Genomic DNA, 20963 nt, shown 5'->3' with positions numbered 1-20963 from the left:
TATGATTATCTTATGATTGTTATAGTCCCTTGTTTTTGACCACCTTTGTCATCAAGAATCTTATAATAAAAAACCATATTTTGCTTAGGGAAACTCATAGTTGAAGTTGGCCAATTGTTCTTGTAGCCTTTTTCATTTAAAATTTCTTCACCGTTACTATTGTAAATAATAACAGTTGCATTGGGGTTATTAGAATAAGAATTTGGTAGTATCCATAGGTCATTTTTACCATCACCGTTTGGAGTAACTACATTAGGAACATTAAAAGTATCTTTGTATGAGACTGTAAATTGTTTTATAACTTCACAGTCGTCTATTTTTGCTATAAGCGTGTAAGTACCTTCTGCTGTTAAACTAACAGTTGCACTTGTGCTTAATTCTACATTAGCTGCATCTAACCACTGGTAACTTGTACCACCGCTTGCAGATATTGTTTTAGTTTGTCCTTCTACAAGAATAACTGGATCACTGCTGTCTAGTGTAATTAAATCTTCATTTAATGGAGAAATAACAACTTCGTTAGAACGTAACGGACAGCCATTTTTTAGTACTTCTAGAACAAAAGTTCCTGTTTCTGTACTATTTAAAGTTTCATCTGTAGTATTAAAGCTAACACCATCTTTATACCAAGTAAATGTTTCACCTGCTAAAGTTGTTGTAGTGCTTATAACTACTGGGTTGCTTGGGTTACAAAAAGTAGCACTACTTGCTGCAATTGTAACTGTTTCTGACGTTAATAATACTACACCTAATGTATTAGAGTCTGTAGCACTATAACCACTAATACTAGCGTTTAACGTGTAATCTCCGTTAGTTGTAATATCAGATAAAGAAATTGAGTTACTTGTTTCACCAGAAACAGCTACACTATTCTTTTTCCATTGGTATGTAAATTCATTTTTTAAATCTGCTGTAACATCTGTTTTTGTACCATCTGCTGCAACAGCTTCAATTGTTTTTACATCTAATGTTGTTGTTGTGTTTTGGCAGTCTGTGTAAGCAGCTGTATAATCTATTTCTATGTTAAAAGAAGCTGGACTTACTACTGTTGTTTTGTCAGAATCTATAGTAAATGGGCAACTACCTCCATTGTCTGTAATACGTGCAAAATATTCTCCTGCACTATTAACTACTAGCGTATTTGTTGTTTCACCGCTAATTACTGTACCGTCTTTGTACCAAGCATAAGTAACAGCACTACTGCTACTAGTTACTTGTAATGTTTTTGTTTTAGTTGGTAAAATAACAAGGTTAGCCTCATTATCTCTAGTTAAAGTAACATTAGATGCTGTAGTAATAGAAACTGTTGCAGAGCGCTCTAAACAAGCTCCTGTACCACTAATTTCTACTGCATAGTTACCTTCAAAGCCTGCAGATGAACCATCTACTGTATATGTGTGGTTATCTACGGTTGGGCTAGTAATAGCAACATCGTCTTTATACCAAACATACGTTAATCCTTGTCCAGATATATTTGCTGTTAGTGTTTCTGTTTCTGTAGAGCAAAGGCTTGTTTTACTTGGTGTATTTAATGCTACACCTAAGCTTGTACCTGTTGTAACCTCTATAATGTTAGAGTCTGTACTTGCAGAACCAGAACAAATTGTTCCATAGTCTATTTGTACAGAATACATACCTGCTTGTGTTGTTGTTAAAGAAGGTCCTTTTTCTGATAATAATGTACCGCTTCTATACCAGTTGTATAAATAAGTACTGGCGTTTGGTACATTATGTGGAGCCATAGTTATTGCTGTCCCGTCGCAAACTTCTATTGTTCCGCCAGATGGTATGTTGCCATTTCCATCTTGACTCATTAGTATTGGCGAGTTAAAGTCTACATAGTACATAGAATAAGGCCCTGCTGACGGACTCACTTTTTCTGGACTTGTACTTTTTACTCGTATTTTGTAGTTCTCACCTCTAGTATCTGTAGGTAAGGCAAACTGAATGTTAAAATCATAATTAGCATTCTTATCATCTAATGTAGCAAGTGCTACAGGGCTACCAAAGTTACCGTTGGCATCAGATAATTCTAAAATAAATTTGTTGTCGCTGTTTACAGCTGGGGCATTAATCCAGGTAAAATTTACCCAGTAAGAGTTAAATCCGGAAGACGCACAAGCGGCAGTCCATCCGCTAGAACCACCACCGCTTGGGTCGGCAATGGGCTCTGGAGCATTTAAAATTTGGGCAGTTGTTGTTACCGAAAAGGTAAATAACAATAAAAGTACCAAAAGAGATGTAGTAGGTGTTGTTCTCATGACATGATTTTTTTTGTAACTATTTTATTGTCTGGGGACATAGTTAGTTAGATTAAACGTTTAAAATTTTTGCAAACATTTTAACGCGTGTGCGAAATTTGCTTTAACAAATATGGTTGTTTATAACTTGTTCATAAATTTATTGTTGTAGTAGTATTTAAATCTGTTGTGAAAATGGCATTATTGTATGGTGACCGAATTTTTAACCGCCATAATTAATCTTATTTTGTACCTTTACTGCTTAATTTTATCCTATGAATGAAGGCGAAAAATCATTAAATTTTATAGAGCACATTATCGAAGAAGACCTGAAAAACGGTTTCTCAAAAGAGAATTTACGTTTTCGTTTTCCACCAGAACCTAACGGGTACTTACATATAGGACACGCAAGTTCTATATGTTTAAATTTTGGTCTTGGTTTGCGTTATAATGCACCTGTAAATCTGCGTTTTGACGATACAAACCCAGCTAAAGAAGAACAAGAATATGTAGACGCAATTAAGAAAGATGTTACCTGGTTAGGCTTTAAATGGGAGCAGGAGTGCTTTGCATCAGATTATTTTCAGAAGTTGTATGATTGGGCAATTTTTCTTATAAAGCAAAATAAAGCATATGTAGACAGTCAGTCTTCTGATGCTATGGCTCAACAAAAGGGAACACCCACAACTCCTGGTGTTGCTAGTCCTTTTAGAGACAGGTCTGTAGAAGAAAATCTAGACCTTTTTAACCGTATGAAAAATGGCGAGTTTAAAGAAGGAGAACACGTTTTGCGTGCTAAAATAGATATGAGTTCTTCTAATATGCTAATGAGAGACCCTCTTATGTACCGTATTTTACATAAAGCGCATCATAGGACTAATACAGATTGGTGTATTTATCCTATGTATGATTGGACTCATGGAGAAAGTGATTATTTAGAGCAAGTTTCTCACTCTTTTTGTACACTAGAATTTGCTATGCATAGAGAGTTATATGACTGGTTTTTAGACCAAGTTTATGATGCTGAAAAAACAAGACCTAAACAAAGAGAATTTGCCAGACGTAACTTAAGTCATACCATAGTTAGTAAAAGAAAATTACTAAAACTGGTAGAAGAAGGAGTTGTAAAATCTTGGGATGACCCACGTATGCCTACTATTTCTGGTATGCGAAGAAGAGGGTATACACCAGAATCTATCCGTAATTTTGTAGATACTATAGGTATTGCAAAAAGGGATAACCTTATAGATGTGTCTTTATTAGAGTTTCATGTACGTGAGCACTTAAATAAAATTACAACTAGAGTTATGGGTGTTTTAGATCCTGTAAAAGTGGTCATTACCAATTATCCAGAAGGACAAGAAGAGTGGTTAGACATAGAAAATAATCCTGAGGATGCTGATTCTGGCAGTAGAAAAATACCTTTTTCTAGAGAAATTTATATTGAAAAAGAGGACTTTAGAGAAGAAGCTAACAAAAAATTCTTTAGGCTAAAACTTGGTAAAGAGGTACGTTTAAAGGGAGCTTACATAATAAAGGCAGAATCTTGCACAAAAGATACCGATGGGAATATTACTGAAATTCAATGTACGTATGATACTTTAAGTAAAAGTGGAAGTGGCACTGAAGAAAGTTTACGTAAAGTAAAAGGAACATTACATTGGGTTTCTGTAAAACACGCAATAGAATCTGAAGTTAGATTGTATGATAGGTTATTTACAGATGAAAGTCCGGATACCCATAAAGAAAAAGATTTTATGGAATTTGTAAATCCTAATGCTTTACAAGTAATTAAAGGATTTGTAGAACCAAGTTTAAAAGAAGCAAAAATTGGTGACCGTTTTCAATTTCAAAGAATAGGTTATTTTAATATTGATACGGATAGTACTCAAGAAAATTTAGTTTTTAATAAAACAGTTGGTTTAAGAGATTCTTGGGCAAAAATTGCAGAAAAGAAGTAGTATAAGTTTTACTGATACTAATTAAAAACTAATTGGTATTTTCTATTAAAAACGACTTGTTTTAAGCGTTTTTAATGGCCTTTTAAAAAGACTTAAACTATTTGTATGACTTGCTTATTAAAGTTTTAAAATTGATGTTTAAAATGATTTTTAGCCTTTGATGAGGTCATTTTTTATAAGTTTTGCTTTAATAAATAATATTTAGCATTGTAACATAAAAAAATCCGATAGAAATTTAATTTTCTATCGGATTTTCTGATTTAAGAGTCTTGCTTAAAAATTAATCTTTTTTAGGTTGATCTAATTTTTTAGGCTTAGGATTATTGTTTGCTTTTTTCATATTTTCACCAATCATATTACTTGCTGTAAATGATGCAACCATATCATTTAACATTTGGCTACCAGCTTGTGGTGAGTTTGGTAATAGTATTAAATTACTATTTGTTTCTTGTCCTATAGATTGTAAAGTATCATAATGCTGAGTTACAACAATTAGGGCAGAAGCTTCTTGAGAATTTATACCAACTTTATTTAATACTTCTACAGATTCTTCTAATCCACGAGCAATTTCTCTACGTTGGTCTGCAATACCTTGACCTTGTAAACGCTTACTTTCTGCTTCAGCTTTTGCTTTTTCTACAATTAAAATACGTGCAGCATCACCTTCATATTGTGCAGCAGTTTTTTCTCTGTCTGCAGCATTAATACGGTTCATCGCAATTTTTACTTGCGGATCCGGATCAATATCAGTTACTAAGGTTCTAATTATATCAAAACCATAATCCATCATAGCATCATTCAATTCAGCTTTTACAGCCAATGCAATATCATCTTTTTTAACAAAAACGTCATCTAATTTCATTTTTGGAACTTCAGCACGTACAACATCAAATACATAAGATGTTATTTGGTCATGAGGATAATCTAATTTATAAAATGCATCATACACTTTATCTTTTATTACTTTGTATTGTACAGAAACTTTTAATTTCACAAATACATCGTCTAAAGTTTTTGTTTCAATAATTACATCTAACTGCTGAATTTTTAAACTTAGTCTTCCTGCTATTCTTTGTATAAATGGTATTTTAAAGTGTAGACCAGATTGTCTAATACTACTAAATTTACCAAATGTTTCAATAATAGCGGCACTTTGTTGTTTAACAGAGAAAGCTGCAGAAAAAATAACAAATACCAAAAATACGATCATTGGTATGTATAAATAATCTCCCATAATTTTTTTAAGTTTTAGGTTTATGTTTTAAATGTACAAATACTGCACATATATATGTAGATAAAATAGGGGATATGTTACATTTTTATAAAAAAAAAGCTACAAACGCATAATTACGTTTGTAGCTTTTAGTAAATGTTATGTAGATTATGCTAATTTTTCAATAGCATTTTTTATTCTTTTAATAGTTTCTTCTTTACCTAACATCTCAATAATATCAAATACGTGTGGCCCTTTCATGTCACCAACCAATACCAATCTAAAAGGAGGCATTACTTTACCAAAAGATAATTCCTTATCTGTAATCCATTGTTTTACAATAGTTTCCGTATTGTTAGAGCTAAAATCTGTTATTGATTCTAAAACAGATACCAATTGGTTTAAAATATCAGGAGTGCCTTCTTTCCATTGTTTTTTAACTCCTTTTTCTGCATATTCTGTTGGAGCAATGTAAAAGTAATCTGCTAAATCCCATATGTCATTTACAAAAGTTGCTCTCTCTTTTAATAAATCTACCAAATGCTCAACAGTTTCTTGTTTTGCTAACGGGTGAGTTTCTTGTACGTGTCTTAAAATAGTAGGCATTAATAATGTTGCAATTTCTGCATTATCTTTTGCTTGTAAGTACTGAGTATTATACCATTTGGTTTTATCTGGATCAAAACGAGCTCCAGACTTATTTACACGCTCTAAAGAAAACTCTTTTACAAGTTCTTCTAAACTAAATATTTCTTGTTCAGTTCCTGGATTCCAACCTAGTAGAGCTAAAAAGTTTACAACTGCTTCCGGAAAATATCCTTCTTCTTTATAACCAGTAGACTCGTTCCAAGAAAGCGGAAATACAGGAAAACCTAGCTTTTCTCCATCGCGCTTACTTAATTTTCCTTTACCAACAGGTTTCATAATTAATGGTAAATGAGCAAATTCTGGAGCTTGCCAACCAAATGCATCATACAATTGTTTGTGTAATGCTAAAGATGGTAGCCATTCTTCACCACGTATTACATGAGAAATTTCCATTAAATGATCATCTACAATATTTGCTAAATGGTATGTTGGCATACCATCACTTTTATAAAGTACTTTATCATCTAACACATTAGTATCTATATGCATAGTGCCACGTATGCTATCTTTTAATTCTAATTTCTCGTTTTCAGGAGTCTTAAATCGTATTACAAAAGCCTCATTATTAGCTAGTTTAGTAGCTACTTCTTCTTTAGTTAATGCTAAAGAATTGTTTAGTTTTAATCGGTTATGCCAGTTGTAAATAAAAGTTTTACCCTCTGCTTCATGGTTTTTTCTATGTTCATCTAAACTCTCAGAACTATCAAAAGCATAGTATGCATTACCATTTTCAATTAATTTATCTGCATATTCTTTATATAAATGCTTACGTTCACTCTGTTTGTAAGGTCCAAATTTACCTTCTTTACCAGGACCTTCATCAAAGCCAATTCCACACCAATTTAAACTGTCAACTATGTACTGTTCAGCACCTTCTACAAAACGATTTTGATCTGTGTCTTCTATACGTAGAATAAAATCACCGCCATTTTTTTTAGCAAAAAGATAATTAAATAATGCGGTGCGCACACCACCAATATGTAAAGGTCCAGTAGGACTAGGAGCAAAACGTACTCTTACTTTAGAACTCATAATTTGTATTTATATGTACAAAGATACAGTTAGTTATTTGTCCTATTAAAGTGTTATACTCACTTTTTAACAATTTTTTTCTATCTTTTTCTTAAACTGTAGGTATCTTGGTATTAAATATTACACATTTTGAATAGTTTAGACCATATTTTACAAAAATTAAGGGCCTTTACTAAGAGGTATTATACCCAAAAATTACTAAAAGGAGTGCTTCTTTTTTTAAGTTTTGGATTACTTACTTTATTAGTAATACTGGGGCTTGAGTACCTTTTATGGTTTAATTCTACAGGTAGATTATTACTATTAATTGCACTTTTGGGAGTAACTATTTACTTATTATATGCCTATATTTTAACACCGCTGTTTTATTTATTTCAACTTAAAAAGGGAATTACAAACAAAGATGCTTCCTTATTAATAGGTAAACATTTTCCTGAGGTAGGAGATAAGTTGTATAATTTATTAGATTTAGCAGAAGATACCAATTCATCAGAATTATTATTGGCAAGTATTGCGCAACGTTCGCAAAATTTAGATACTGTTCCTTTCGTCAGAGCAATAAATTTTAAAGAAAATTTCAAATACGCCAAGTATTTGGTAGTGCCTATTCTTATTTTACTGCTTGTATGGTTAAGCGGTAATTTAGGTTCTTTATTTGGTTCTTATGATAGAGTTGTTAACTATGAAATGGCTTTTGAAAAACCGGCACCCTTTTCTTTTAAGTTGATTAATAATAAGTTAACCGTTTTAAAAGGTGAAAATTTAACACTAAAGCTTACTACTCAGGGTAAAATTAAACCAGAAAATGTAGCTATTGTTGTAGATGGTAAAGAACTTTTTTTACAAGAAAACAATGGCTTTTTTGAGTATACTTTTGTTGCTCCGCAAAACAGTTCTTCTTTTTATTTTAAGGCTAATGATGTAACATCTCAACAGTATAGTTTACAAGTACTTAATGTTCCATTTTTAGAAGATTTTAATATGGAATTGGTTTATCCTGCTTATACAAATAGAAAGTCCGAAACTATTAAAAGTACTGGAAACGCTACGTTTCCTGAGGGTACCAAGGTTACTTGGAACATAAAAGGAGCACACATTAATACTATTTCTTTAGGTTTAAAAGATACCATAATTGGTTTTAATAAAATTGATAATTCTTTTTCTTCTTCAAAAAGAATCTATAATAATACAGATTATGTAATTAGCACATCAAATGAGAATGTTTCCAATTTTGAAAAATTAGGATACAAATTCACAGTTGTAAAAGATGCTAGTCCTGTTATACAAGTTAATCAGGTTAAAGATACTTTAAACCCTAATATTTTGTATTATTCTGGTACTGCATCAGACGATTATAAACTGATGAGTATAAAATTAGTTTGTTATCCTGTAAATAAGCCTGATGTTAAACAAGTAATTACTATAAATACCCCAAAAAGTAATGTAAATCAGTTTTATTATACATTCCCTTCTGGCCTAAATTTAGAGCCTAATACAAACTATAGTTTTTATTTTTCAGCTACTGATAATGATGCCATTCATAATGGTAAAAATACTAAAAGTCAAGTGTTTAGTACTATTCTGTTAGATGCTGATGCTCTTAAAAATAACGATTTAGAACAGCAACAACAATTGTTAAACAATCTAGATAATTCGTTGGATAGTTTTAAAGAACAAAAAGAAAAATTACAGGAGCTTAATACCAAGCAAAAAGAGAAGGCTGCTTTAAATTATACCGAACAGTCTGAAGTTAAAGACTATTTGCAAAAGCAACAACAGCAAGAGCAGATGATGGAAAAGTTTAGCAAGCAGTTAAAAGAGAATTTGCAAAAGAGTAATACAGACGATAAACAAAATAAATTATTACAAGAAAGGCTACAACGTCAGGAGCAGGAAGCAAAAAAGAATCAAAAATTACTTGAAGAATTAAACAAAGTCGCCGATAAAATCAATAAAGAAGAGTTAACTAAACGCTTAGAAGAGCTTGGAAAAAGTCAAAAAAACAGCGAGCGTAACCTAGAACAGTTGTTAGAATTAACAAAAAAATACTATGTTACAGAGAAATTGGCGCAGTTAGGTCAAGATTTGGAGAAGCTTGCAGAGAAGCAAGAAGCACTTTCTGAACTTAAACAAGATCAAAATTCTGATATAAAAGATCAAGAAAATCTAAATAAAGCCTTTGAAGATTTAACAAAAGAACTTGATGAACTAAAAAAGGACAATCAAAAATTACAAAAACCGCTAGATATTAAGGCTGACAAGAGTAAGCAAGATGATGTAAAACAAGATCAAAATGATGCTTTAGAGGAGTTAAATAAAGAACAGGGGAGTGATAATTCTTCTAAATCTGACAGTAAAGCCAGTAATAAAGCCGCTAAAAAACAGAAGTCTGCAGCAGATAAAATGAAACAAATGAGCAGTCAAATGCAGCAATCTTCATCTGGTGCTAGTGGTGAATCTATTACTGAAGATGCAGAAATGTTGCGTCAAATTCTAGAAAATCTAGTTATTTTTTCTTTTAAACAAGAGCAATTATATGAAGATATAAGCTCTAGAGATACAGATGTTGCAAAGTTTTCTACCACAATTAAACGCCAAAAAGAATTACGTACTTTGTTTGAGCACGTAGATGATAGTCTTTTTGCATTGTCTTTACGTCAGGCCGAAATATCAGAAAAAGTAAATAAAGATATAACAGAAGTGTTCTATAATATAGATAAATCACTAGAGCAACTTGCAGAAAACAGGTCATATTTAGCTACTGCAAATCAAAAATATGTTCTTAATTCATCTAATAGTTTGGCAGATTTTCTTGCCAATTTGTTAGATAATATGAACCAGAGTATGAAATCTGGTGCCGGTCAAGGCCAAGGAAAAGGAAAAGGTTTTCAACTTCCAGATATTATTAAAGCACAAAACGACCTAAAAAACAAGATGGGTAAACAGGGAGATTCCAAGTCTTCTGAAGGAAAAAAACCTGGTGAAGGTGACAAACCAGGTGGAGAAAAGCCGGGTTCTGATGGAGAAAATGGTAAATCTGGAGAAAAAGGTAAGGAAGGAGAAGGCGGTAAAGAGGGTGAAAAAGGTAAAAATGGAGAAGGAGGTAAGCAAGGATCTCAAGGTAAAAATGGTGAAAAAGGTTCTCAAAAAGGATCTGGTGGAACTGGTTTATCCGAGGGTGAATTAAAAGAAATCTATGAGATTTATAAGCAGCAACAAAAAATTAGACAAGAATTAGAGCAGCAATTAATGGATATGATTGCTAAAGAAGATAAGGATTTGGCTAAAAAACTGCTACAACAAATGGAAGATTTTGAAGATGATTTACTTGAAAATGGCATTACTAATAGAACAAAGTCTAAAGTAAATAACATACAACACCAGCTTTTGAAGCTAGAAAATGCAGCTTTAAAACAAGGAGAAAAAAGTACAAGAGAAGCTAATAAAGCAAAAAATAAGTTTAGTAATCCTATTACGACTAAGCCAGAAGCATTAGAGAATTATCGTAACGAAATAGAAATCTTAAATAGACAAGCACTACCTTTGCAGCAAATTTATCAAAATAAAGTGCAAAAATATTTTAAAACCAATGATTGATTTTCATTATGAAACAGAATTTAGTCTAAAAGATAATACCAAGTATATCGATTGGATTAATAGGATAATAGCTTCTGAAGAGCATTTAGTAGGTGATATTAATTACATTTTTTGTGATGATGCTTACCTGCTAAACATCAATCAGCAGTATTTAGATCACGATACGTATACAGATATTATTACGTTTGATTATACAGATGGGAAGGTAATTAGCTCAGATATTTACATTTCTGTAGAACGAGTAAAAGAAAATGCAGTAGATTTTAAGGTAGATTTTGATGTAGAAATGCTTAGAGTTATGGCTCACGGAGTGCTACATTTAGCCGGTTACAAGGATAAATCTACTGAAGAAGCGGCATTAATGAGGAGTAAAGAAGAAGAAAAAATTAAATTGTTCCACGTGGAACATTAAGATTATGTTTGATAAAGAATACGATGTTATTGTAGTTGGCGGTGGCCACGCAGGTGCAGAAGCAGCAGCTGCTGCGGCTAATTTGGGTTCTAAAACTTTGTTGGTTACAATGAACCTGCAAACCATAGGACAAATGTCTTGCAACCCTGCTATGGGAGGGATTGCAAAAGGGCAAATTGTTAGAGAAATTGACGCTTTAGGAGGGTATAGTGGTATCATTTCTGATAAATCTGCTATACAATTTAAGATGTTAAACAAGTCAAAAGGACCTGCAATGTGGAGTCCTAGGACGCAAAATGACCGTATGCGTTTTGCTGAAGAATGGCGTTTAGCTTTGGAAAGAACACCTAATTGTGACTTCTATCAGGAGATGGTTTCTGGCTTAATTATAGAAGGAGATAAGGTCTGTGGAGTAACAACTTCCTTAGGAATTGAGATAAGATCTAAGGCTGTTGTACTAACAAATGGCACATTCTTAAACGGGTTAATTCACATAGGAGAACGCCAATTAGGTGGTGGTAGAGCAGGTGAAAAAGCCGCTACTGGTATCACAGAACAACTGGTTGATTTAGGGTTTGAAAGTGGTAGAATGAAGACAGGAACACCACCTAGAGTAGATGGTAGATCACTAGATTATTCTAAGATGATAGTGCAGCCAGGTGATGCAATTCCTGAAAAATTTAGCTATACAAATACCAATACATTAGCTCATCAGAGAGATTGTCATATGACGCATACAAGTACTTTAGTGCACGATTTATTGCGCGAAGGCTTTGATAGATCACCTATGTTTAACGGTAGAATTAAGAGTTTAGGACCGCGTTATTGTCCGTCTATTGAGGATAAAATTAATAGGTTTGCAGACAAAGATAAGCACCAATTATTTGTAGAACCAGAGGGTTGGGATACGGTAGAAGTATACGTAAATGGCTTCTCAACTTCGCTACCAGAGGACGTACAATTTAAAGCTTTACGCTCTGTTGTTGGCTTTGAAAATGTGAAGTTTTTTAGACCTGGATACGCTATAGAATATGACTATTTTTCGCCTACACAATTAAAGCATACACTAGAAACTAAGCTTGTAAATAACCTATATTTTGCGGGTCAAATTAATGGTACAACTGGGTATGAAGAGGCAGCAAGTCAAGGTCTAATGGCAGGTATAAATGCGCACCAAAAAGTTAAAGAAAATGAGCCTTTAATACTGAATAGAGACGAGGCTTATATAGGTGTTTTAATAGACGATTTAATTACAAAAGGAACAGAAGAGCCATACAGAATGTTTACTTCTAGAGCAGAATATAGAACATTATTAAGACAAGATAATGCCGATATTAGGCTTACTCCACTAGGTCATAAAATAGGTTTAGCATCAGATTCTAGACTAAAAAGGATGGAAGAAAAGCTTAAAAAATCTGATGCATTTGTAAACTTTTTTAGAGAAACAAGTGTTGTTCCAGAGGACATAAATCCTATTTTAGAGTCTGTAAATTCTGCTCCAGTTAAACAATCTCATAAGATGTTTAAGAGTTTTTCTAGGCCTAATGTTACTATGGATCATATGAAATCTTTGGATGCTGTAGCGCAATTTATTGAGCAAGAAAACATAGATAGAGAGGTGATGGAGCAGACCGAAATTCAGGTTAAATATGCAGGTTATATTGCCAAGGAAAAGAACAATGCAGATAAGCTGCAACGATTAGAAAATATTAAAATTCCGGATAATTTTGACTATAGACAACTAAAGAGTTTGTCTTATGAAGCTCGTGAAAAATTAGAGGCAATTAGACCAGTTACTATCTCGCAAGCCTCCAGAATTAGTGGGGTTTCACCAAGTGACATAAGTGTTTTACTTGTGTTTATGGGAAGGTAATTTAAGTTTAAAGCACATAAGATTTGCCCAATTGTTCCACGTGGAACAATTGGGTTTTTTGTTTTTAAATATATTCTAGTTTATGTTTTTTTTATGGTTGTTATAACGGCAGAGTAGAGTTGTTTATTGTGTGCTTTTTTATATGTAAAATGAGTTCGTTTTTTGCTTTTGTAAAAGCTCTATTTTTATTTTTTATCACAACCCTTTATTTTGTTTTTTAATATGCTTTTAAGTATATGATGTTTTTTCTTTTTTTATTTTGGGTTGAAAATTATTTCGCATAAGATTTCTGTTTTTTAAATCTTCAATCTAATAATTTCTTTGGCTTAATTTATTTGCTCTCTTGGTTCAGATTTATTTTTATCTTTTTAGATTTTTGTTTTTGGTAATTTATTTTTAAAGTTGATTTTACATTTTTGTTTGAATTTTTTTCTTCACTACTTTTTGTGTTTAGATTTTATTTCTCTCTTTATTTTGAGTTTGTTTTTTTAACTATTTTCTGTCTAAATTTCACACACATTTTTATCTCGTTTTTTTTATTTTTTTTCTCTTCTTTTTTTTATTCAAATTACACTTTCATTTTGAGCTTTATTTTTGATTTAAAATTCTGTTTTTTTATCGCTTTTTGTTTTTTATTTTTTTCATTTCTGTTCATTTTTTAAATGATTTTATTTTTAATTTTTATTCTATTTCAGTTTTCTTTTTTTCTTTTTTTTGATGCTTTTTTTATTTTAGTTTTTATTCGTTTTTAATTTTTTTAAGATAAAATTTTCAGCTTCTTTATTTTTTGTTTTTATACTTTTTGGGTGTTGTTAGTTTTCTCTTTTTCTAATTTTTTAAAAGTGATTTTTATTTTTAATTTTTTGCTTTCTAAAATTTAGAATCTCATTTTAAAATTCAATTTTTTTAAGTTTTTTAAGTTTTTTAATTTTATAGTTTTTAATTTTTTCTGCTTGAGTTATTTTTTTCATCAACCCAAAAAAGTAAAAAAGTGAGAGTGTTTTTTTAAAGAAATTAGAATGGAGTAGTGCTCAAAAAATTTGGTTTTATTTTATTGCTGTTTGCTATAATTTGAGTTTTTCAACTTCCAAATTCTGGTTCAATTTTTGTTGCTGATAAAAAAGCATTCAAATCAAAAAACATAAAAATGAAAAATTTATTCCTAGTAGTTATTTTAGCTTTTGTGCAATCTTGTATTCCGTTGCGTGTTTCTCCCAATATTGAAGATTATAAAATTGCTAAAGGAAAAAATTTTAAAAGAGGATTAACCAAGCACCAAGTTTTTATTTTTGAAGATCCAAAAGCTGAAAGTGAGTTTTATAATTATGTGGATGTAAAATATCAATTATACAATACTGATGTTTTTTACAATGTTCCTTTTTTTATAAATGATGTGCCATATTACTTTTCGTTTTACGAAGTGGAAAAGAAAGATAAGAGTATAGACTTATTTACGCCCACTTTAGGAGTTTTAGCAAATAGAGCTATAGGTTCTAATGATAATCCTTCTGATCTTTTTAATGAGCAGCCTCGCATACGTATAGATGGTAATTATTTTATAGCTATAAATGTTACTGATAATGATGGAAAAGATTGCTTGGATGAAAATTCACTTTCACGTCCTTTAGTTTTAAACTATCTTCGTGCATTAAAGAAAGAATATTTAGCTACGCACAATTACAATGAACTTTTATTTAAAAACTAAAGACCATTCTGTAACACAAGAAAATTTTACATTAAACTATAATGAAGATTTGGATATGTTGGTTACAGAACCGCAACCAAAAAATTTAGATGTTTATTATGAGAGTGAAGATTACATTTCTCATACAGACGCAAAAGAAACTGTTGTAGACAAAATGTACCAAACTGTAAAAAATTATAGTTTGCAAAAAAAGATTCAGTTAATTACATATTACACCAAAGGAGAAAAATCTGTTTTGGATGTTGGTGCGGGTACCGGAGATTTTCTAATTACGGCACAAAATAATAAATGGACTTGTGCTGGAGTTGAGCCAAACGAATCTGCAAGAAAAAAAGCTGCAGAAAAAGGTTTGAATTTATTTAGCAGTTTAGAAACACTACCAGAAAAAAAATACAACGTAATTACACTTTGGCACGTTTTAGAACATTTGCCAAATTTAGACGAACAAATAAAAATGCTAAAATCTAAATTAGCAGAAGATGGTACTTTAATAATTGCAGTTCCAAATTTTAAAAGTTACGACGCAAAACATTATAAAGAGTTTTGGGCTGCTTTTGATGTACCAAGGCATTTATGGCATTTTTCTAAAACTGCTATAAAAAAGATTTTTGCAAAGCACAATATGAAACTTATAAAAACGAAGCCAATGTTGTTTGATGCTTTTTATGTTTCGCTATTATCTGAAAAATACAAAACAGGAAAGCAAAATATGTTTACCGCTTTTTACAGAGGTTTGCGTTCTAATTTATCTGCAATGAGAACCAACGAACATTCTTCTGTTATTTATGTTCTTAAAAAGGACTAAAACGCATTTTAAAGCCATTTAAGAGGGGTTTATTACTTATGACAAGCACTAAGTCCTTTTTTTTGTTTTAACCCATTAGAATGAACGCTAAAATCCACTTTTTGATAGTTTTAAATTATTTGATTTGTAAATTACTATAGATTTTACTTATTATAGTTTTTGATTATCAAGAATGTATTTTTGCATAGTTTTTGCGAATAACTTGTGAATCTCAAGATTTTTAAAAAAAAGATCAAATTTTAATTTTAATGAATTTTAAAACTAACATCGGTTTTTCTTTCAGATTCAAAAACTTTTCTATTTTTGCTCAACTTAAATTTTGACTTTCCGTCGGTTCGGAAGTTTTATATTAAAAACCTAGAAATGAAAAAAATTATTTTTGCACTTGCATTCATCGGTTTAGTAGGATGCCAACAAAGTAAAATGGGTTACGTAGATAACGTAAAACTAATGAACGATTATCAAGAGAAAGTAGACTTAGAAGCTAAGTTTAAAACTAAGATAGAAGCTTTTGGTAAAAAGAGAGATAGTGTACAGCAAGCTTTCCAGATGGAAGCACAAGCTTTTCAGGCTAAAGCACAAAAAATGGCTCAGGCTAAAGCTCAAGAAGAATACGGTATGTTACAGCAAAAAAGCCAGTTTATTGGTCAGCAATTGCAACAAGAAGAAAAACAACTACAAGTTAGCAGCCAAACGGAAATGGATAGCTTAGTTTCTAAAGTTAAAAAAGAAATTAAAGCTTACGGTAAAACAAACGGTTTCTCATACATTTTTGGTGGTGGAGACGGTGGTAGCGTTTTATACGGTACAGACGCAGATGACCTTACAGATGAGATTACTAAAATCTTAAACGATAATTACAAGAAATAATCTTGTTATTTACACATATGAAAAGCCTCAGCATTATGCTGAGGCTTTTTTGTTTTAAGGCTTACACAATTACTTGTATACTTTTGTGGTATTATTGTGTAATAAAACTGTAAAGCGCTCTTTAAATGACCTTAGAATTAAAAACAGAAGTATTAGAACAAGTTAAAGAACAAGTAGCATTTGGTTTTACAAGCAAAGAAGATATTTTAGAAATACTATTAGATTCTTTTTATGGTGAAACAACCCTTGATGAAAGTTGGCTAAAGCAACAAATTGATGAACAATTTACAGTACACCAAAAAATTAATGCTAGTTTAGGTCCTAAAACCGATTTTAATAGGCTTGTAAGTGCTTTTGATCAACTTAATGCTGAAAAGATTGTAAGTCTACATAAAGCTGGTTATACTAGGCAAGATGCAGAAGGAGATTGTTTAGAAATAGTTGAAGAATTAACTAACTTAGACATTAAGACAAGCGGGTATTGTTATTACCACGAGCAAGATGTAGAAAGCGTTCTTTTAAGTAGCGGAACTTTGCATATTGGTTACAATAGTACAGACCACAATGAAACTGCCACAAAAACCATTGCAAACCGTATTTTAGAAGTTTTAGTGCAGAACAATTTTAAGGTTAATTGGAACGGAAATGTAGAAAACAGAATAGAGATAAAAGACTTTAAATGGGAAAAGGCGTATGATGGTGTAGATTACAATTACGATCATATTTTTAATATTTTGGAAAAGCAACATAAACCTAAAGCTAAGTCAACTCTTAAAAATGACAAAAAACCATTCTGGAAATTTTGTTAGCACTATTTTTTTAATTTCAATATAATTTTAAATTTAAAGCTTACTTTATGAAAATCAGATACACTAAAAAAAAGGTACGTACTAACATTTTATTCTCATCCTTGTTTGTTGTTTATGCATTATACAAGTCGGTATATCTTACTATAAAAAGCGAATCTATAAAGTGGATTGGCTTTATTTTACTGATTATAGCTATTATTTGGTTTGTAAAAAGTATATTAAAATCTACCAATTATTGTTTGGTTCTAAAAAACGGTATTTTAAAAGAAGGAACAGTTTTTAGTAAAAAAATTGCTCTAAAAGATATTACTTATATTAGAAAAACTGAAGAGCAATATATTTTAAAAACAGCCAATAAAGAGTTGGTTGTACACATAAATGAAGTAGAGGAGGAATCGCTTAAAAACTTAGATAACGTATTGGCAAACCTAGATTTGCCAGTAGAAAAAAATCCTTTTGCTGTTAATTAATATTATTTTTAGATAAATTTAATGCCTTATGAATAGAATTAGTTTTAAAAAATGGGCATTTCATTTCTCTGTATGGGTGGTTATTATAAACATAATTACCTTTTATAATCAAATAAATTATAGTAGTCTATTTAACACCTATAGTGTAGACCGACTTTTGTATCTAGGTATTTTGTCAACCTTATTGTTATTGCTTACTATTATCTTTATTGTAATAAGTACTATAAAAAAAGAGAAGCGTAATTACCAGTTCTGGACAGCGCTTAGCTGTGTGTTTGTTTTTGGAGTATTACCTGCTTTAGTACTTATGTTTGGTTATCATTTTGTTAAATACTAATTGGTATTATTTGTATAATAAAAATCTTAACTTTTATTCAGTTGTGCACTAATAGTAAACCTAAACGTAGCACCATCTTCATCCTCGTTGTTTTCTAAGCTCATTTTACCACCTAACATTTCTGCATACGCCTTTGCAATTGCCAAACCAACACCAGCTCCGTGTAATGCATTTTTTTGGTCTGTATCTACCTGGTAAAAAGCTTTAAAAATAGCAGCAATCTTATCTTTTGGTACGCCAATGCCTGTATCTTTTATAACAAACTCAATAGTACTTATGTCTTTGTAATAACAACTTAAATTTATAGTTCCTTTTTCTGTATACTTAATAGCATTGTTTAAAAGGTGTTTTAGCACTGTAGTTAGCTTTTCTTTGTCTGTATATACCAAAGCCTCATTAGGGCTTATTAAGTTGTTTTTACTAATGCTTATTCCTTTTTTCTCTGCACTTGCTTCTGCGTTAGCAAAAGATGCTCTAATAACACTGTTTATATTAAATGCAGAGGTATTAAGTGCCATTAAACCTGTTTCTAGCTTAGATATGTTTACAATATCAGCTATTATTTCTAATAATTTATTTCCATTTTCCTCAATAAGTTGTAAGTACTCTTGAGATTCTTTGTTGTTTTTATGAAGCTCTTTTAAAAGGTCTGCACTACCTAAAATACCATACATTGGAGTACCAATTTCGTGACTAATATTAGATAAAAATGCAGATTTTAATCTATCTGATTTTTCGGCTCTTTTTTGTGCAGAAACAGCATTGTTGTGTTTAATAACAAGCTCTTTTTGTAGCTTATTTTCTTTAACCAATGCTTTGTGTAATTGTTTTATTAAAAAAGACAAAGAGAATACTAGTATAAAATTAAAGAGTACGTTGTTTACTGTTACTACAGCTAGTACTTCAAAATCATAATCATCAAAAAATGGAAAATAAAAGAGATTAAAATAATAGCCGGCTAGTAAAATTAAGTATAACACCACAGTAAGCAATACCCAGTTTACACCTTCTTTACGACCTTTGTAAAGTGTTATTAGTGAGGTTGTTGTAAGTATTAAAATGCTTCCGTTTCCTTTAAAACCTAAATTTAGTAGTAGCCCAATAGATAGTAGAAATAATGTAATAGAAAAAACAGTTTTTTTAGTGTTAAAGCCTATTTTGTTTACAAAAACAATTACGATTAATGTTAATATAGCAAGGGTGTCTAAGTAAACTATAATTAACTCGTTTCTGTTTATGGCAACATAACTACTTGGAAAATAGGCTATACCTCCAATTAAAAATGTAAGTAGTAAAATAGATATAAAAAGTTTGTCTCTAAAATAGTCTAGATCTTTACTTTTATTAACCTTTTTAAAATTACTGTATTTTACAAACCAATTTGTGTAAGACTTCCACCATTTTTGTATCATCTTGGGTAATGTATACTAAACAACTTACAATTACATTGTTGGCGTAACTGTTTCTGTGTCAACTTAAATGTAAGAATTTAATTCAAGCTTTGTTTTCTTAGTAAACAATTTTCGTTAAAATGTAGTTTTATACTTTAATCAAACATTTTTAACTGTTTCTTGGGGTATTTTTTTAATTTTTAAACCGTTTCTTCTGATTGCAAATGTGTAGAAACAGTAAAGCCAAAAGTGGCTCCGCTATTTTCATTGTTTTTAAGGCTTAATTTGCCGCCAAGCATTTCTGTGTATGCCTTAGAAATTGCTAAACCAACACCAGAACCGTGTAACGCATTTTTTTGATCGGTATCTACCTGGTAAAAAGCTTTAAAAATAGACCTAAACTTGTCTTTTGGTATACCAATGCCGGTATCACTAACCTCAAATGCTATTTTACCTTGTTCTGGTAAATGGCATTTAATATTAATAGACCCCTTTTCTGTGTATTTAATTGCATTTTTTATCAAATGATTTAATACGGCTTCAACTTTTTCTTTATCGGTGTAAATAAGAGCTTCGTTGGCACTAATTAAATCTGTAATGGTAAAATTTATTTGTTTTTCTTTGGCTTCTTTTTGCAAGTCAGAGTAAACTTTTTCAACACTATTTTTAATATTAAAAGCAGTAGGGTTAATTGGCATAAGTCCAGATTCTACTTTAGAAATATTTACAATGTCTGCAATAATGTCTAAAAGCTTATTACCGTTGTTTTCTATTAATGTTAATGATTTCTGATACTCTTTATCTTTTTTATTGTATTCTTTTAATAGGTCTGTAGTTCCTAAAATACTGTACATTGGAGTTCCAATTTCGTGACTAATATTTGCTAAAAAGGCAGACTTTAATTGCTCAGACTGTTCCGCTTTATTTCTAGCAGCAACAGCGTTATTGTGTTTAACAACTAAAGCTTTTTGCAATTTTTTTTCACTAACCAAAGCTTTGTGTAGTTGGGTTATTAAAAATGATATAGAAAAAATTAATATTAAATTAAAAAACAGATTGTTTAAAGCAATAATAATAAGCTCTGTAAAATTGTAACCTACCGTATATCTAAAGTTAAAATAGCCTAGTTTAATACAGGTTAATAAAATAATATATACTAAAGTAGCATAACCAAAAGCATAAAAACCTGCTTTTTTACCACTGTACAAGGTAATAGCAGAAGTTGTCATTAATAAAATTAATGGTCCATTACCGCTTAAATCATTATTGATTAGTAGAATAGTAGATAGTACTAACAAATTAACAGAAAAGATTGTCTTTTTTATTCTTAGAGATATAGCTTTATTTAAAACCACAAAGAGTAAAACAGATACAGCTAAAGTGTCTATTATTACTAGTACCATTTCTAAATTTATATAAGCAACAATTACACTAGGTATATAAGCTAAAATACCAAAAAAGTTTACCAATAAAATGATAGAAATAAACAACTTATCTCTAAAGTATTCTAATGCCTTATTGCTATTAATTAACTCAAAACCTATATAGTTAATGTACCACTTTTTATATGTGAACCATAATTTCTGCATAAATCTATTTG

The 20963-nt window shown here is 30.9% G+C and carries 15 protein-coding genes; 10 read left to right on the top strand and 5 right to left on the bottom strand.

The genetic code is table 11. The features are described 5' to 3' along the window. Nucleotides 1-5: 5 nt before the first annotated feature. Nucleotides 6-2261: a gliding motility-associated C-terminal domain-containing protein gene (locus AX016_RS04080; RefSeq protein ID WP_100894398.1), complete on the bottom strand. Its 2256-nt coding sequence runs from the start codon at nt 2259-2261 to the stop codon at nt 6-8. Between the two features lie 254 nt (nt 2262-2515). Between AX016_RS04080 and AX016_RS04075 the strand changes: the two genes are divergently transcribed. Beyond that, entirely contained in the window at nt 2516-4201 is a 1686-nt protein-coding gene (locus AX016_RS04075; RefSeq protein WP_100894397.1) for a glutamine--tRNA ligase/YqeY domain fusion protein, read from the top strand. 280 nt (nt 4202-4481) lie between these two features. On the opposite strand, the gene AX016_RS04070 is transcribed toward AX016_RS04075, so the two are convergent. Continuing rightward, on the bottom strand, nt 4482-5435 hold the full coding sequence (locus AX016_RS04070; RefSeq protein ID WP_100894396.1) for an SPFH domain-containing protein: 954 nt from the start codon (nt 5433-5435) through the stop codon (nt 4482-4484). A 147-nt stretch (nt 5436-5582) separates the two neighbouring features. Continuing rightward, nucleotides 5583-7094 (bottom strand): glutamate--tRNA ligase, encoded by a 1512-nt coding sequence (gene gltX / locus AX016_RS04065; protein WP_100894395.1) that lies wholly within the window; start codon nt 7092-7094, stop codon nt 5583-5585. Between the two features lie 207 nt (nt 7095-7301). On the opposite strand from gltX, the gene AX016_RS04060 reads away from it, so the two are divergent. From AX016_RS04060 to AX016_RS04020, 9 genes are all read left to right on the top strand, one after another. Then, nucleotides 7302-10691, top strand: coding sequence for a hypothetical protein (locus tag AX016_RS04060; protein WP_232732596.1), 3390 nt, complete (start codon nt 7302-7304; stop codon nt 10689-10691). After that, the gene (gene ybeY / locus AX016_RS04055; protein ID WP_100894393.1) at nt 10684-11103 is read left to right on the top strand and encodes an rRNA maturation RNase YbeY; all 420 of its coding nucleotides are present in this window, start codon (nt 10684-10686) and stop codon (nt 11101-11103) included. Before AX016_RS04060 ends, ybeY begins: the two co-directional genes overlap by 8 nt. Before the next feature lie 4 nt (nt 11104-11107). Next, nucleotides 11108-12976 carry a tRNA uridine-5-carboxymethylaminomethyl(34) synthesis enzyme MnmG gene (gene mnmG / locus AX016_RS04050; RefSeq protein ID WP_100894392.1) on the top strand — a complete coding sequence of 623 codons (1869 nt, stop codon included), beginning with the start codon at nt 11108-11110 and terminating at the stop codon, nt 12974-12976. 1147 nt (nt 12977-14123) lie between these two features. Further along, entirely contained in the window at nt 14124-14681 is a 558-nt protein-coding gene (locus tag AX016_RS04045) for a hypothetical protein (RefSeq protein ID WP_100894391.1), read from the top strand. After that, the gene (locus AX016_RS04040) at nt 14659-15486 is read left to right on the top strand and encodes a class I SAM-dependent methyltransferase (RefSeq protein ID WP_100894390.1); all 828 of its coding nucleotides are present in this window, start codon (nt 14659-14661) and stop codon (nt 15484-15486) included. Before AX016_RS04045 ends, AX016_RS04040 begins: the two co-directional genes overlap by 23 nt. Before the next feature lie 363 nt (nt 15487-15849). Continuing rightward, nucleotides 15850-16356, top strand: a complete 507-nt coding sequence (locus tag AX016_RS04035) for an OmpH family outer membrane protein (protein ID WP_034644270.1) — start codon at nt 15850-15852, stop codon at nt 16354-16356. A 125-nt stretch (nt 16357-16481) separates the two neighbouring features. Continuing rightward, entirely contained in the window at nt 16482-17165 is a 684-nt protein-coding gene (locus tag AX016_RS04030) for a DUF6891 domain-containing protein (protein ID WP_100894389.1), read from the top strand. A 47-nt stretch (nt 17166-17212) separates the two neighbouring features. Further along, the gene (locus AX016_RS04025) at nt 17213-17635 is read left to right on the top strand and encodes a hypothetical protein (RefSeq protein WP_100894388.1); all 423 of its coding nucleotides are present in this window, start codon (nt 17213-17215) and stop codon (nt 17633-17635) included. 28 nt (nt 17636-17663) lie between these two features. Continuing rightward, nucleotides 17664-17972, top strand: coding sequence for a hypothetical protein (locus tag AX016_RS04020; protein ID WP_100894387.1), 309 nt, complete (start codon nt 17664-17666; stop codon nt 17970-17972). A 26-nt stretch (nt 17973-17998) separates the two neighbouring features. Here AX016_RS04020 and AX016_RS04015 read toward each other — a convergent pair whose 3' ends face one another. Beyond that, complete coding sequence (locus AX016_RS04015) at nt 17999-19384, bottom strand: sensor histidine kinase (RefSeq protein ID WP_100894386.1); 1386 nt, start codon at nt 19382-19384, stop codon at nt 17999-18001. Nucleotides 19385-19563: 179 nt separating this feature from the next. Continuing rightward, the gene (locus AX016_RS04010) at nt 19564-20952 is read right to left on the bottom strand and encodes a sensor histidine kinase (protein ID WP_100894385.1); all 1389 of its coding nucleotides are present in this window, start codon (nt 20950-20952) and stop codon (nt 19564-19566) included. Nucleotides 20953-20963 lie beyond the last annotated feature (11 nt).

Origin of the sequence: Cellulophaga sp. RHA19, assembly GCF_002813425.1 — a bacterium.
Classification (GTDB): domain Bacteria; phylum Bacteroidota; class Bacteroidia; order Flavobacteriales; family Flavobacteriaceae; genus Cellulophaga.
This window is presented reverse-complemented; position numbering and strand designations above follow the sequence as displayed.

Excerpts from the sequence above, each read along its gene's own strand:
- AX016_RS04080 (WP_100894398.1), bottom strand. The coding sequence starts at position 2,261 with ATGAGAACAACACCTACTACATCTCTTTTGGTACTTTTATTGTTATTT.
- AX016_RS04075 (WP_100894397.1), top strand. The coding sequence starts at position 2,516 with ATGAATGAAGGCGAAAAATCATTAAATTTTATAGAGCACATTATCGAA.
- AX016_RS04070 (WP_100894396.1), bottom strand. The coding sequence starts at position 5,435 with ATGGGAGATTATTTATACATACCAATGATCGTATTTTTGGTATTTGTT.
- gltX (WP_100894395.1), bottom strand. The coding sequence starts at position 7,094 with ATGAGTTCTAAAGTAAGAGTACGTTTTGCTCCTAGTCCTACTGGACCT.
- ybeY (WP_100894393.1), top strand. The coding sequence starts at position 10,684 with ATGATTGATTTTCATTATGAAACAGAATTTAGTCTAAAAGATAATACC.
- mnmG (WP_100894392.1), top strand. The coding sequence starts at position 11,108 with ATGTTTGATAAAGAATACGATGTTATTGTAGTTGGCGGTGGCCACGCA.
- AX016_RS04045 (WP_100894391.1), top strand. The coding sequence starts at position 14,124 with ATGAAAAATTTATTCCTAGTAGTTATTTTAGCTTTTGTGCAATCTTGT.
- AX016_RS04040 (WP_100894390.1), top strand. The coding sequence starts at position 14,659 with ATGAACTTTTATTTAAAAACTAAAGACCATTCTGTAACACAAGAAAAT.
- AX016_RS04035 (WP_034644270.1), top strand. The coding sequence starts at position 15,850 with ATGAAAAAAATTATTTTTGCACTTGCATTCATCGGTTTAGTAGGATGC.
- AX016_RS04030 (WP_100894389.1), top strand. The coding sequence starts at position 16,482 with ATGACCTTAGAATTAAAAACAGAAGTATTAGAACAAGTTAAAGAACAA.
- AX016_RS04025 (WP_100894388.1), top strand. The coding sequence starts at position 17,213 with ATGAAAATCAGATACACTAAAAAAAAGGTACGTACTAACATTTTATTC.
- AX016_RS04020 (WP_100894387.1), top strand. The coding sequence starts at position 17,664 with ATGAATAGAATTAGTTTTAAAAAATGGGCATTTCATTTCTCTGTATGG.
- AX016_RS04015 (WP_100894386.1), bottom strand. The coding sequence starts at position 19,384 with ATGATACAAAAATGGTGGAAGTCTTACACAAATTGGTTTGTAAAATAC.
- AX016_RS04010 (WP_100894385.1), bottom strand. The coding sequence starts at position 20,952 with ATGCAGAAATTATGGTTCACATATAAAAAGTGGTACATTAACTATATA.